The 13,331-nt window shown below is 67.8% G+C and carries 12 protein-coding genes; 5 read left to right on the top strand and 7 right to left on the bottom strand.

Annotated features, from left to right (window positions below):
• The first annotated feature begins 53 nt into the window (after window positions 1-53).
• Window positions 54-1,535, top strand: a complete 1,482-nt coding sequence (locus AC1RRV_RS12935) for a DUF1593 domain-containing protein (RefSeq protein ID WP_492860053.1) — start codon at window positions 54-56, stop codon at window positions 1,533-1,535.
• 47 nt (window positions 1,536-1,582) lie between these two features.
• Window positions 1,583-2,689, top strand: a complete 1,107-nt coding sequence (locus AC1RRV_RS12930) for a sialidase family protein (protein WP_492860052.1) — start codon at window positions 1,583-1,585, stop codon at window positions 2,687-2,689.
• Window positions 2,690-2,706: 17 nt separating this feature from the next.
• Here the strand turns inward: AC1RRV_RS12930 and nanR are convergent, their stop codons facing one another.
• The 7 genes from nanR to AC1RRV_RS12895 all read right to left on the bottom strand — a co-directional run bounded on the left by nanR (window position 2,707) and on the right by AC1RRV_RS12895 (window position 9,661).
• Window positions 2,707-3,438: a transcriptional regulator NanR gene (gene nanR, locus AC1RRV_RS12925; protein WP_492860050.1), complete on the bottom strand. Its 732-nt coding sequence runs from the start codon at window positions 3,436-3,438 to the stop codon at window positions 2,707-2,709.
• A gap of 97 nt (window positions 3,439-3,535) precedes the next feature.
• Window positions 3,536-4,516 (bottom strand): sugar phosphate isomerase/epimerase family protein, encoded by a 981-nt coding sequence (locus AC1RRV_RS12920; protein WP_492860049.1) that lies wholly within the window; start codon window positions 4,514-4,516, stop codon window positions 3,536-3,538.
• 25 nt (window positions 4,517-4,541) lie between these two features.
• Window positions 4,542-5,492: a D-ribose ABC transporter substrate-binding protein gene (locus tag AC1RRV_RS12915; protein ID WP_492860048.1), complete on the bottom strand. Its 951-nt coding sequence runs from the start codon at window positions 5,490-5,492 to the stop codon at window positions 4,542-4,544.
• A 20-nt stretch (window positions 5,493-5,512) separates the two neighbouring features.
• Window positions 5,513-6,253 (bottom strand): DeoR/GlpR family DNA-binding transcription regulator, encoded by a 741-nt coding sequence (locus AC1RRV_RS12910; protein ID WP_492860046.1) that lies wholly within the window; start codon window positions 6,251-6,253, stop codon window positions 5,513-5,515.
• Window positions 6,254-6,408: 155 nt separating this feature from the next.
• Window positions 6,409-7,461, bottom strand: coding sequence for an ABC transporter permease (locus AC1RRV_RS12905; protein WP_492860045.1), 1,053 nt, complete (start codon window positions 7,459-7,461; stop codon window positions 6,409-6,411).
• Window positions 7,461-8,984, bottom strand: coding sequence for a sugar ABC transporter ATP-binding protein (locus AC1RRV_RS12900; RefSeq protein WP_492860044.1), 1,524 nt, complete (start codon window positions 8,982-8,984; stop codon window positions 7,461-7,463). The genes AC1RRV_RS12905 and AC1RRV_RS12900 overlap by 1 nt, the downstream gene beginning before the upstream one ends.
• Window positions 8,985-8,986: 2 nt before the next feature.
• On the bottom strand, window positions 8,987-9,661 hold the full coding sequence (locus AC1RRV_RS12895; protein ID WP_492860043.1) for a DUF2291 family protein: 675 nt from the start codon (window positions 9,659-9,661) through the stop codon (window positions 8,987-8,989).
• Between the two features lie 413 nt (window positions 9,662-10,074).
• On the opposite strand from AC1RRV_RS12895, the gene AC1RRV_RS12890 reads away from it, so the two are divergent.
• From AC1RRV_RS12890 to AC1RRV_RS12880, 3 genes are read left to right on the top strand one after another with little or no spacing between them, the layout of a single operon-like run.
• Window positions 10,075-10,917: a transketolase gene (locus AC1RRV_RS12890; protein ID WP_492860042.1), complete on the top strand. Its 843-nt coding sequence runs from the start codon at window positions 10,075-10,077 to the stop codon at window positions 10,915-10,917.
• A complete protein-coding gene (locus AC1RRV_RS12885) occupies window positions 10,914-11,870 on the top strand; it encodes a transketolase family protein (protein WP_492860041.1) in 957 nt (318 codons plus the stop codon). The genes AC1RRV_RS12890 and AC1RRV_RS12885 overlap by 4 nt, the downstream gene beginning before the upstream one ends.
• Window positions 11,870-13,324, top strand: a complete 1,455-nt coding sequence (locus tag AC1RRV_RS12880; RefSeq protein WP_492860039.1) for an FGGY family carbohydrate kinase — start codon at window positions 11,870-11,872, stop codon at window positions 13,322-13,324. The genes AC1RRV_RS12885 and AC1RRV_RS12880 overlap by 1 nt, the downstream gene beginning before the upstream one ends.
• The last annotated feature ends 7 nt before the right edge of the window (window positions 13,325-13,331 follow it).

Genomic DNA, 13,331 nt, shown 5'->3' with positions numbered 1-13,331 from the left:
ACGGTCCTGACCGCCGGCCCCGAGGGCCGGGGATCGCAGGGAAGGATCCGCGCGTGAAACGGACTGGCTCATCGAGCGCGAAATTCAGCTTCAGCGCCGCCCTGGCGCTCATGGCGATCGCCGCATCGCCTCTGGCCAATGCGGCGCCCGCGCCCGCTGGGCAAACCGCTGAGGCGGCCTCGATCGCGAAGCCGCGCGACAAGCCTCGGCTCTTCGTCCTGACCGATATCGGCGGCGATCCCGATGATCGCCAGTCGATGGTCCGGCTGATGACCTACGCCAACCAGGTCGACATCGAGGGCCTGGTCGCCACGCGCGTGAAGGGCGCGGTCAATCCCCAGCTTATCTCGGGCATCGTCGACGCCTACGGCGAAGTGCGCGACAACCTCGAACGGCACGAACCGGGCTTCCCGTCGGCCAAGGCCCTGCATGAGGTCATCGCCCAGGCCCTGACGGTCGACGGCAAGGAGAATGTCGGCCCAGGCAAGGACTCCCCGGGGTCGGAACTCCTGATCCGCGCGGTGGATCGCGACGATCCCCGGCCGATCTGGGTCACGGTGTGGGGCGGCCCCACCGTGCTGGGCCAGGCGCTCTGGAAGGTGCGGCAGACGCGCTCGAAGGCGGCCCTGGCCAAGTTCGTGTCCAAGATCCGCGTCTACGCCATCTCGGACCAGGACGACAGCGGTCCCTGGATCCGCCGCGAGTTCCCCGAGCTGTTCTACATCGTAAGCCCCGGCGTCTCGTACCACATGTCGACCTGGATCGGCATCGGCGGCGACGACTTCCACGGCCGGTTCGGCGGCGCTGACGCCTCGCTGGTCAGCAACGAGTGGCTGAACCACAACATCCGCAACAAGGGCCCGCTGGGCGCGGCCTATCCCAACTGGCAATTCCAGATGGAGGGTGACACCCCCTCCTTCCTGAACCTGATCGACAACGGCTTGTCCGACCCGACCCACCCCGAGTGGGGCGGTTGGGGCGGTCGCTATGAGCTCTACACGCCGCGCAAGGAAAAGTGGTTCCTCGAATCCGAAACCCGGCCGATCTGGACCAATGTCCAGGACGAGGTGCTCGGCCGTGACAGCGAATGGCATACGACCGCCCAGGCCACCATCTGGCGCTGGCGCGAGGCGTTCCAGAACGACTTCGCCGCCCGCATGGACTGGACCATCAAGCCCTATGACAAGGCCAATCATCCGCCACGGCCCAAGCTCGACATGCCAGCCTATATCGTCGCCAAGCCGGGGCAGCGGATCGATCTCAGCGCCGTCGGCTCGACCGATCCGGACGGCGACGCGCTGTCCTATCAGTGGTTCTGCTACGAAGAAGCCGGCACGCGGGGCATGACCAGTTCAGCCTCGGGCGTGAAGTTGGACATCAACAACGCCGACCAGCCCAAGGCCTGGCTGACCGTGAAGACCAACCGCGTCGTCCCGCCCGGGACGGGCACCATGCACATCGTCCTGGCCGTCACCGACCACGGCGCGCCGCGCCTGACGCGCTACAAGCGGGTGATCATCGACGTTCAGCCCTAGACCGCCGAAGATCCGCGCCGAAGAGTTCGATCGAGGGATTGCCAGCCATGTCCGATCCTTTCGTTTCCCGTCGCCAGGCGCTGATGGTCGCGGGTCTTGGCGCGATCGCCGCCCCGCCGGCGGCAGCCGAGACACGCGCCGAAGCCAGCCCGATCCTGCTCGCCGAGCTTGTCTACCAGAACGCCCCCTATCCGCAGGCCCACGCCTCGACGATCGTGGAGACTACGGCCGGGACCTTGGCGGCGGCCTGGTTTGGCGGGACCCGCGAGCGTCACCCGGACGTCGGAATCTGGTTCTCGCGTCACGTCGACGGGCGCTGGCAGGAGCCTCGGGAGGTCGCCAACGGCGTCCAACCGTCCGGCCCACGGCAGCCCACCTGGAACCCTGTCCTTTTCCAGCCGCCCGGCGGCGATCTCTTCCTGTTCTACAAGATCGGCCCTAGTCCCCAGACCTGGTGGGGCAAGGTCATGAGCTCGGCCGACGACGGACGGACGTGGAGCTCGCCTCGCCGTTTGCCCGAGGGGGTGTTGGGCCCGATCAAGAACAAGCCCGTGGTCCTCGCGGACGGGACCTGGCTGTCGCCGGCCAGCGTCGAGCGGGCGGAAGGCGTTTCGCAGGCGGACGGCGGCGGCTGGAGCCTCTATTTCGAGCGCAGCGCCGACGCTGGCCGAAACTGGTCGAAAAGCCCGCTCGTCGCCTCGCCCCTGAAGATCGACGCCATCCAGCCGAGCGTGCTCTTCCATCCGGACGGCGCGCTGCAGGCGATCGCGCGCACGCGCCAAGGAGCGCTCGCCCAGACCTGGTCGAGAGACGGCGGCAAGACCTGGAGCCCGCTGGCGGCGATCGACTTGCCTAATCCCAATTCAGGCACGGACGCGGTGACGCTGGCGGACGGTCGGCAGTTGATTGTCTACAACCACGCCGGCCATCGTCCCGACACCCCCGGCAAGGGGCCGCGCTATCCGCTCAACGTGGCGATATCCAGCGACGGCCTCGCCTGGCGAGAGGTCCTGACGCTGGAGCGCGAGCCCCGGCCCGACGGCTATGCCTATCCGGCCGTCATTCAGACCCGGGACGGCAAGGTCCACGTGACTTACACGTTCAACCGCCGGGCCATCCGCCACGTGGCCTTGGACCCCGCCCTGCTGGCCTGAGCCGGCCGCGCGCCCGGCTAGGCCGATCGTTGATAGAGATCGTCCGACAGATCCAGGTAGCGCAGCATCGCGGCCTCGGCGGCCCCGGCGTCGCGGGCGCGCACGGCGCTGACGATGTGGCCATGCTCCTCCAGCACGGCGCGACCGCGAGCGGCCAGGAGGCCGGCTTCGACCTGGTGCTGACCAAGCCATCCGAACATGGCGTCGGCGACCGCGTCGAAGATCGCGTTGCGCGAGATCGCCACGACCTGGGCATGGAACTTCAGGTCGGCGGCGAAGAATGCCTCGGGATCCTTGGCGCAGGCGGTCTGCTCGGCGAGAAGGCGTTCAAGGGCCTCGACGTCGGCGGCGTCCGCCTTCAACGCGGCCTCGCGGACCATTCCCCGCTCGAAGAACCGGCGCGCGTCCTTGAGATTCTCCAGCATGCCCGGCGAGGCCGAGAGCATCAGCTGGGCCACGAGGTCGAGCTGGCCGACGGCGGTCTTGGCGCTGAGCGCCTTCACCCGCGCCCGCTCGCCATGGCGTATGGTGATCAGACCCGCATTGGCCAGCGCCTGCATGGCCTCGCGGATGGCGGGACGGCCAACGCCGTAGCTGGCCATCAACTCCCGCTCGGACGGCAGGGTTTGCCCGGGCCCGTAGTCTCCCGACGTGATCAAGGCCTTGAGGCGATCGAGGACGTGGTCCGATAGCTTGCGCCTGACGATCGGTCCTTCGACCAATGGCGCTCTGGTTTTCCCTGCCGACATGGCGGGGAAGTTGGAACAAGGGCGCGTCCAAGTCCAGTCGATGATCGTTCGGCGCGACCGCGCGGCGTTTCCTTGCCGGCGGCCGCGGCCCTCGCGCTCAGTAGGACGAGAAGAGCGCGGCCCTGGCCAGGCGTTGCGCTTCGAGAGCGTCCTGGCGGTCCTGGGCGGCCTGCATGGCGTCGAAGTCCAACTTGTCGAGCGCCCGGTCGATCACCTTCAGGAAGTCGATCGCCAGGTTCGCGGCGGTCACGCTGTCCTCGCGGAAGGGGAACTGATCCAGCTGCCAGACGCCCTCCCACTTGTTCTTTCGTAGGACGTAGAAGAACTCGAAGAGCTCGATCGGATGCACCGAGCCCGCCACCATGTCGTCGTCCCATGAGCGCAGGTTGTCGTTGACGTCCATGCCAAACAGGCGGCCGTGATCGATGGCCAGCTGGGCGGCGTCGGCGGGCGACTCGCCGCCATAGAGCGAATGGCCGAAGTCCAGCAGGACGCCGATATTGGGCAGGCCGATCTTCTCGATGCCCAGCAGGGTGCGGGCCATCGAGTCGAAGCTCATGTGGTTGCGCGGCTCGCGCGGCTTGTACTCGATGACGAATTTCAGATCGGGGTTCTGGCTGGCGAGTTCGCCGACGCCGTCCATCGACATCCGCCACAGCTTGCCGTGGTCGACCTGGAACGGATAGTCCCAGCCATCCTGCCCCGGCCAGAGCTTGACGTAGTCAGCTCCGAAGCGGCGCACGACATTGGCCGCGTCGTTGCACATCTCGTTGGCGCGGCGGCGCACGCCGGGATCGGGGTTGGTGAAGGCGCCCTTCGCGAAGGTCCGAGTGTAGATCTCGGGCGTAATGCCGATCACGCTGAGATTATTGCGCTTCAGCGCGACCTCGACCGCGTCGAGCGACAGGTTCGGATCGACGAACGGGTAGTTGAGATCCACCACCGACAGGTCACGCACCTGTCCGGCCTTGTCGATCGCCTCGATCAGGCTGACGGGAGGGCCATAGCCGTCCGTGGCGTAGCGATCGACATAGGTGGCGAAATGCCAGATGCCCGCTCCAAATCGCATCTTGCTCATGGTCGCGTACTCCAGGCCGGCCGTACTAGCGGCGGGCGAGATTGAAATTGTCGAGGTCGGAAGCGTTGGCCGCCGTGATCAGGAAGCAGTCCATCAACTGCTTCTCCGGCGCCCCGGTCTTTCCGGTCTTCAGGTAGCGATCGGCCAGCTCGACGGCGTATTGGGCCTGGCGGTAGGCCGGCTGCAGCACCGTCGCCTTCAGCTTCCCGGCCAGGATGGAGTCGCGGGCGTCGTTGGATCCGTCGAACCCGACCACGACCACGTCGGTGCGCCCGGCGCTCTCGAGGGCCGCGACCGCGCCCATGGCCATGGTGTCGTTGCCGGCGATGACGCCCTTCACTTCCGGGTGCGCCTGGAGGATCGACTGGGTCTTGGCGAAGGCTTCGGCCTGACTCCAGTTGGCGGTCTGGCGACTTATCATCTTCAGCTCGGGATACTGGTCGATGATCGTGTGGAACCCCTTCGAGCGAATGACGGCGTTGGTGTCGGACTCCTTGCCGACCAGCTCCACATAGGCCCCCTTCTCCCCCATGGCCTTGACGAAGGCCTCGCCACCCAGCGAGGCGCCCTGGAAGTTGTTCGACACGATCTGCGCGGCGGCCACGCCCCGGACATTGATCTCGCGATCGATCAGGAACACCGGCACGCCCGCGGCCTTGGCCTTGGCGATGGCCGCCGCGCTGGCGTCGGCCCCGGCGTTGTCGAGGATGATCGCCGCGGCGTTGCGGGCGATGGCGGTGTCGATCAGCTGGCTTTGCTTGAACGCGTCGTCTTCGTGCGAGAACGTCAGGGTCTGGTAGCCGAGCGCCTTCGCCCGCGCCTCGGCCCCTAGCGCCTCCTGCCCGAAGAACGGGTTGTCCAGCGAGGGCGTGATCACGACGATCAGGTTGGACCGCCCCTTGGGCGCCAGCCACGTTATCGCCAGGACCGCCGCGACGAGCGCGGCGAGAGCAAGGATCAGGTGGCTGCGTTTCATGGGCACTGCGGTCCTTGGCTTCAGGCGACCAACACTTCGATGCCGCGCGCTTCGAAGGCCTTGCGGTCCTCGTCGTGAATGCCGCTATCGGTGATGAGGGTTTGAATGAGATCCACGCCGCCCAGCGAGGAGAACGACTTGCGGCCGATCTTGCTGGAGTCGGCGACGAGGTAGACGTGGGAGGCGGCCGAGATCATCGCCCGCTTGACGTAGAGATCGGCCAGCGAGGGATAGGTCAGGCCGGCTTCGAACGAGATCGCCGCCGTCGCCAGGAAACACTTCTCGGCATAGAGGCCTTCGAAGAACGCCGCCGAACGCTCGCCGCTGAGCGATAGGGTCGGCGCCTTGAACTGCCCGCCCGGCATATGGACCGTGCACGCGGGTAGCGCGCCCAGGGTCAGGGCGATGTTGAGGGCGTTGGTCACGACATTGAGGTGCTGTCGCTCCAGCAGGTTCAGCGCGACCTCCGTCGTGGTCGAACCCGAGTCGAGGATGATCGTCTGGCCATCGCCGACCAGCGAAGCGGCCAGGCGCCCGATACGGCGCTTGGCGTCCATGTTCACCCGGTGCTGCAGATCCATGTCGCGGACTTGCTGAGGCACGGAGCGCAGAAAGGCGCCGCCGTGTTCGCGCGTCACGAAGCCGTCGGATTCAAGTCGCTCCAGGTCCTGGCGGATCGTCGCCTCGGACACCGCGAAGGCCTCCGACAGGTCACGCACGCGGGCGCTGCCTTCTTCTTGCAGCCACTCGAGGATCTTCATCCGGCGCGACTCGCCCAGGAGTCCCGCTCCGCCGGCGATCGCGCGTTCGCGCGCTGAACCTGGCGCGGCGCTGGCTGCGGGAGCCGACGCTCCCTTTCGGGCCGATTTGGCCATGGCTTTCCGACTCCTGTTGGTTGCGACCTCGACGACCATCTTCAGGCCTTGCCTGCCGCCGTCAAACGCCCTTGGAGTTGGTCGAGCACGACCGCGGCGATGATCACAAGCCCTTTGATGACCATCTGCCAAAACTCGCTCACGCCCATCATCACCAGTCCGTCGCCCAAGACCCCGATCACGCAGGCGCCAATCAGGGCGCCGCCCACGCCGCCGCGACCGCCCGACAGCGAGGCGCCGCCCAGGACGACGGCGGCGATCGCCGAGAGTTCGAAGGTTTCTCCGCTGGCCGGATGGGCCGCAACCAGCTCGGACGACACGATCAGGCCCACCAGGGCCGCGCACGCGCCCGAGATGACATAGACGGCGATCTTGACGCGATCGACGCGGACGCCGGAGAGCTGCGCGGCCCGCTCGTTGCCGCCGACGGCGTAGACGCGACGTCCAAACGGGGTGTCGCGCGCCACGAAGCTCGCCACGAGCGCCAGGGCGACCATCAGGAGCGCCGTGACCGGAAGGCCAAGGAAGGTCGCCGACCCCAGCAGCGGAAAGCCCTCATTGCCAAGGTCCGACCGGCCGACGAGGTTGGGGAAGGTCGCGCCGCCCGAAAGCAACATGGCCGCGCCGCGCGCCACATAGAGCATCCCCAGCGTGGCGATGAACGGCGCGACGCGGAAATGGGCGACCAGCACCCCGTTGACCAGACCCGCGACCGCGCCCAGCGCCAGCACCGTGGCGATCACGACCGGCACACTCGGATAGACGACCACGCCAAGCGGGGCGATCGTCAGGCCGTTGAGGATCAGAGCGCCGGCGACCATGCCGCCCAACCCCGCGGTTGACCCCACCGAGAGATCGATCCCGCCGGTCAGGATCACATAGGTCATGCCGATCGCGAGGATCGCGGTGATCGCCACGTGCTTGAACATGATCAGGAAGTTCGACGCCGACAGGAAGTTCGGCGCCATGACCGAGAAGAAGGCCAGCACCACGCCGAGGGCGATCAGGGCCCGCAGCTTCAGCAGGACGGACAGCAGGCTCAAGCTGGGCGCGGCGGCCGCGGACGCGGTTGCGGCGGAGGTTTGGTTCGCCATCAACCGGCAAGCTCCATGGACGTCGGGGATTGGGCGAGGTTGGAAGCCGCGACCAGCGCGGCCTCGGTCGCGTCTTCAAGGTCGAGGTCGGCGGTCAGTCGTCCGGCGGCCATGACCAGGATCCGATCGGCGACCGCGCCCGCTTCGAGGAGATCGGAGGTGGCGAAGATCACGGCCATGCCTTGGTCGGCAAGCCCGCGCATCGTGTCGAAGAGGTCCGCGCGGGCGCCGATGTCCACGCCTCGGCTCGGCTCGTCCAGCAACATCACCAAGGGCTGGGCCATCAGCCCGCGCCCGATGACGACCTTCTGCTGGTTGCCGCCCGACAGCGAGCCAATCGCCGACGCCGCCGAAGCGGCCTTGACGCCTAGGCGGCTCATCATCGCCGCCACGGCCCCTTGCTCGCGGTCCGCCGACAGGACCCCCAGGCGGGCGAACGCTGAAAGCTGGGAGACGCCGAGGTTTCCGCCGACGCCGAGATTATGGAACAGGCCGTCACGCTGGCGATCCTCGGGCACGAACCGGATACGCTTGCGGCAGCGCTGGGCCAAGTCGAGGCCGGAGATGTCCTCGCCGTTCAGGCGGATCGATCCCGACGCTTTCCGGGCGCCGAAGATGCTTTCCAGAAGCTCCGTGCGGCCTGACCCTAGCAGGCCATAGAGGGCCGTGACCTCGCCGGCGCGGAGGTGGGTCGAGATTCCGTCGAGGAGATGGCCGCCCCCCGGCCTCGGCAACCGCACGTTCTCAAGCTCGAGCACCACCTCGCCCTGCGCCTGGCGCGCGCGCCGTGGACGGCTCGCGGCCTTGTCGCCGAGCATCTGCTCGACGATCCAAGCGATCGAGGCTTCGGCCGCGGGCCGGCAGGCGACGCGGCGGCCATCGCGCAGGACGGTGATGTGGTCGCCAATCCTCATGAGCTCTTCGAGCCGATGGGAGATGTAGATGATGGCCACGCCAGCCTGCTTGAGCTCGGCGACGACCTTGAAGAGCACCTCGACCTCGGCCGCGCTCAGCGCCGAGGTCGGCTCGTCCAGAATCAGCACCCTGACGTCCTCGACCAGGGCCTTGGCGATCTCGACGATCTGTTGCTCGCCGACCCGCAGGTCGCACACGCGCGCATCCGGATCGATGGCGTGACCCAGCCTCGCGAGCACCTCGCGCGCCTTGGCCCGCTCGGCGGCGTGATCCGTCAGGCCCGGCCCGCGGGTGAGCTCGCGCCCCAGGAAGATGTTCTGGGTGACGCTCAGGTTCGGACAGAGATTGAGTTCCTGGAAAACAATGCCGACCCCCGAGGCGGCGGCCTCGCCGATCGAGGCGAACCGGACCGGGAGCCCGTCGAGCAGCAGCCGGCCGGAGGTCGGCTGCTCGACCCCCGCCAGGATCTTCATCAGCGTGGACTTGCCCGCACCGTTTTCGCCGATCAGCACGTTCACGGCGCCCGCATGAACCGAGAAGTCGACCTCCTCCAGGGCATTCACGCCGCCGTAGGTCTTTCCCACCCGTTCCGCCTGCAGGATCGCCATGGCTATTCCCCGGCGCCGACAGCGTCGAGACGAATGGGGGTGACGACGATCGGGTCGCTGGCCTTGGCCAGCGCGAAGGCGCCGAGGAAATGCACCTTGTCGCCGACCTTCAGCTGGCCAAGGACCGGACGCGCCTTGGATAGAGCCCGATCCGTCAGCGCGCCACCGACTTCGGCGAAGGCGATCTGGTTGGCGAAGTCGTTGAACGACACGAAAGGCAGGCTGTCGCGCAACACCGAGCCGGAGACGACCGGGCCGGCTTGCAGTTCGATCTCGCGGCCGCGTCCGTTCGCGCCGGTCGTCGCCACCGTCACGCGACCGGCGCGCCCTGGGCTGATCGCCCGGACCACGCCCTCGCCTTCGACCACGAAGGTCCAAGGCGAACCTTCCCCCGCCTTGCGGCCGGCCATGGCGCCGGCTTTGGAAAGGTCCTGGTCAATCGCGTCACCGAGGCCCGACAACGGCTTGGCTGCCTTGATCCAGTGAGGTTCGGCCTGGGTCGCCCAGATGGCGTCCACATAACGTTCGGCGTCGAAGGCTCCGGAAAGGCGTTCACGCGCGGCCCGATCGGCCGCGATCGGGACCACCTTGCATCCGGCCAAGAGCGGCGCGCAGGCCAGGAGGACCAGCCCGGCACAGGCGGCGCGTCGGCGAAAGGACCCAATCGTTGACCGCACCGGCCCTTGCCTCCCCTTTTTTTTCCGCGCGATCTTCGGCGTGGACTTTCGATTTATTTCGAATTGAGCGCGAAACTGTCACGCCGAAAATGCGCTGTCAATCAGGCAAGAGAAGGCTATCCGGACTTGGTTTGCAGTCGAGAATCCAGCCTGCGCGGGCCTCGCGGCCGGAGGGCTTTCCGATCGTTCGCCCCGCGATTACCCCCAGGATAAGCTCAGAAAACGAAGATAATCGCAAACATTCGACACGAATCCACATTGCCACTGCTCTGGGGCGTCGCTAGGTTGTGAATCGAGGGAGGCTCCGATCCTGGAACGGCTGAGACCGGAATGCCGGCGACGCCGATCATAGGACTCGACCGCCTTCGGTGGAGCGCGTCGCTCGGAAGCGACCGCCAGCAAGAAGGTCGAGAATGACGGAAGTTCAACGCCAGCCCGCGGGGGGTCTGGGTGATCGCGCCGCCCGCGTGGCCGAACGCGCCAACTGGATCCGCCGCACGGCCCTCAAGATGATCTTCGAAGCCAAGCAGGGCCATCCCGGCGGCGACCTGTCGTCAGCCGATATTCTGGCCGCGCTGTATTTCGACGTGATGCGCTATGACGCGACGCAGCCCGCCTCGCCAGACCGCGACCGCTTCGTGATGAGCAAGGGACACTGCACGGGCGCGTTCTACGCCGTCCTGGCCGGCGCAGGGTTCTTCCCGGAGGCCGAACTCTCCACCTATCTTCAGCCGCTCTCCCGCCTGAACGGCCACCCGAACCGCGTCTATCTGGCTGGCGTCGAGACCAATACCGGCCCCCTGGGTCACGGCCTGCCCGTCGCCGTCGGCATCGCCATCGCCGGGCAGATCGACAAGGCCGACTTCCGCGTCTTCGTCCTCACCGGGGACGGAGAGCTCCAGGAAGGTAGTTGCTGGGAGGCAGCCATGACGGCCGGCCATCGCAAGCTGTCGAACCTGACCGTCATCGTCGACCGCAATCGCCTGCAACAAGGCGCGCCGACCGAAGACACCGTCGCGCTGGAGCCCTTGGCCGACAAATGGCGCGCATTCGGCTTCGACGTCATCGAGATCGACGGTCACGACCCGGCGGCGCTCATCGCGACCTTGAGCACCTCGAGCGATCGCCCCCGGTGCGTGATCGCCTCGACGGTCAAGGGCAAGGGGGTCTCCTATATGGAGAACCAAGCGGGATGGCATCACGGCTGCCCCAACGCCGATCAGTACGCCCAGGCCCTGAAGGAGTTGGCCGCGTGAGCGAAGCCCGCAAGATCGACGGCCTCTACGATTGCCGCGAAGCCTACGCCCAAACCTTGCAGGACTTGGCCGAGGCCGACCCGCGCATCGTCGCCGTGGTCAACGACAGCGTCGGATCCAGCAAGCTCGGGAAGTTCCGCTCGCGCTTTCCCGACCGCCTGATCAATGTCGGCATCGCCGAGCAGACCATGGTGGGCGTCGGCGCGGGCCTGGCCAATGGCGGCAAGATCCCGTTCGTCAGCGGCGCGTCCTGCTTCCTGACCGGGCGCGCGCTCGAGCAGATCAAGGCCGACGTGGCCTATTCCCAGGCCAATGTGAAGCTGTGCGGCATTTCGAGCGGCGTCGCCTATGGCGAACTTGGCCCCACGCACCATTCGATCGAGGACCTCGCCTGGCTGCGGCCCATGGCGAACCTGACGATCATCGTGCCGTCCGACCCCTGGGAGACGGCCGAAGCGATCAAGGCCGCCGCGGCGCTCGAGGGCCCCGTGTTCATTCGCGTCAGCCGGATGCCCGTGCCGGCGATCGCGCGCTCGACCCCGAGGTTCGAGATCGGCAAGGCCGAGATCCTGCATGAGGGCGGCGACGCGGCGATCATCGCCACCGGCGTCATGGTCCATCGCGCGCTCGCGGCCGCCGAGCAGCTTTCGGCCCGGGGCATACAGGCCCGCGTCATCAACATGTCGACGATCAACCCGCTGGACGAGGCGGTGATCCTGCAGGCGGCGGCGACGGGCGCCGTGGTCACCGTCGAGGAGCACTCGGTGCGCGGCGGCCTCGGCGGGGCGGTCGCCGAGATCCTGGCGACGCAAGCGCCCTGCCCGATGCGGATACTCGGCTTTCCCGGCTTCCTGCCCACCGGCTCGGCCGAGTGGCTCATGGAGCATCACCACCTCAACGCCGATGGGATTTCCCGCGCCGTCGGCGACCTCCTGAGCGGGGCCCGCCTCTAGTGTCGCCGCGGGCGTTCCTCGCGATCGACCAGGGCACGACCAACACCAAGGCGCTGCTGCTCGACGGTTCGGGCGCGGTGATCGCCCAGGCCTCGCGCCCCACCCAGGTGGCCTATCCTCGACCGGGCTGGGCCGAACAGTCGGCGGCGGACATCTGGACGAGCGTCCAGGCCGTGATCGCCGAGGTCGCTTCCGGCCGCGATATCGACGCCATCGGCATCTCCAACCAGCGCGAGTCCATCGTCCTGTGGGACGCGGCGACGGGCTTGGCCGTCGGCCCCTGCGTCCTCTGGCAATGCGCGCGCTCGGCGCCGCGCTGCGAAGCTCTCAAGGCCGAGGGCTATGAGCCCGACGCGGTCGCGCGCACGGGCCTGACCCTCAATCCGATGTTCTCGGCTGGCAAGCTGGCCTGGCTGCTGGACCAGATCCCCGACGGTCGCGAACGTGCCGTTCGCGGCGAGCTGAAGGCGGGCACCGTCGACAGCTGGCTGATCTGGAACCTGACCGGCGGCGCGCGCCACGTCACCGACCACAGCAACGCCTCGCGCACTCAACTGATGAACCTGGCCGCCCTGGCCTGGGATCCGGACATGGCGCGCCTGTTCGACGTTCCGCTCGAGGCCTTGGCGGAGATCCTCCCATCGGACGCCCTGTTCGGACGAACGGCGGCGGGGACGAGCGTCCTGCCGGCCGGTGTCCCGATCCATGCGGCGATGGGCGACTCCCATGCAGCGCTCTTCGGCCATGGCCTCGACGGCCCGGGCCGGATCAAGGCGACCTGCGGAACCGGCTCGTCGCTGATGACCGTCACGCCCGAGCGCATCTGGTCGGCCCACGGCCTCTCCAGCACGATCGCCTGGAGCCAGGCCGACGGCGCTCTGCACGCCCTTGAGGGCAACATCTCGGTCTCCGGGCACACGGCGGCCTTCGCCGCCCGCATGCTGGGTCTGCCCGACGAGCAAGCCTTGACCGCCCTGGCCCAGACGGTCCCGGACAGCGGCGGCGTGACCTTCGTGCCGGCGTTGGCCGGCCTCGGCGCGCCGCACTGGAACGACGAGGCGCGCGGCCTGGTCAGTGGCATGTCCCTGGCCACGACGCCCGCCCACATCGCCCGCGCGGCGCTCGAAGCCATCGCCCTGCAGATCCACGACGTGTTCATGGCCATGCAGGCGGATCTGCATGCGACGCTTCCTGAGCTGAACATCGACGGCGGCGCGGCGCGCAACGACATGCTGGTGCAGTTGCTCGCTGACCTGATCGACCGCCCCGTACGGCGCGCCGACGCCGCCGAGGTCAGCGCCTTGGGCGCGGCCCGCATGGCCGCCAAGGGCCTCGGCTTCGACCTGCCGGTCCTGGAAGAACGCTCCACGGTCTTCATGCCCGACATGGGCCAAGCCCAGCGCGAAGCGATCCTGGAGCGTTGGCGGCAGGCCCTGCGGCGGTCGATGCTCTAGATCGACC

It is taken from the genome of Caulobacter sp. GW821-FHT11E10, from assembly GCF_058808375.1.
This window is presented reverse-complemented; position numbering and strand designations above follow the sequence as displayed.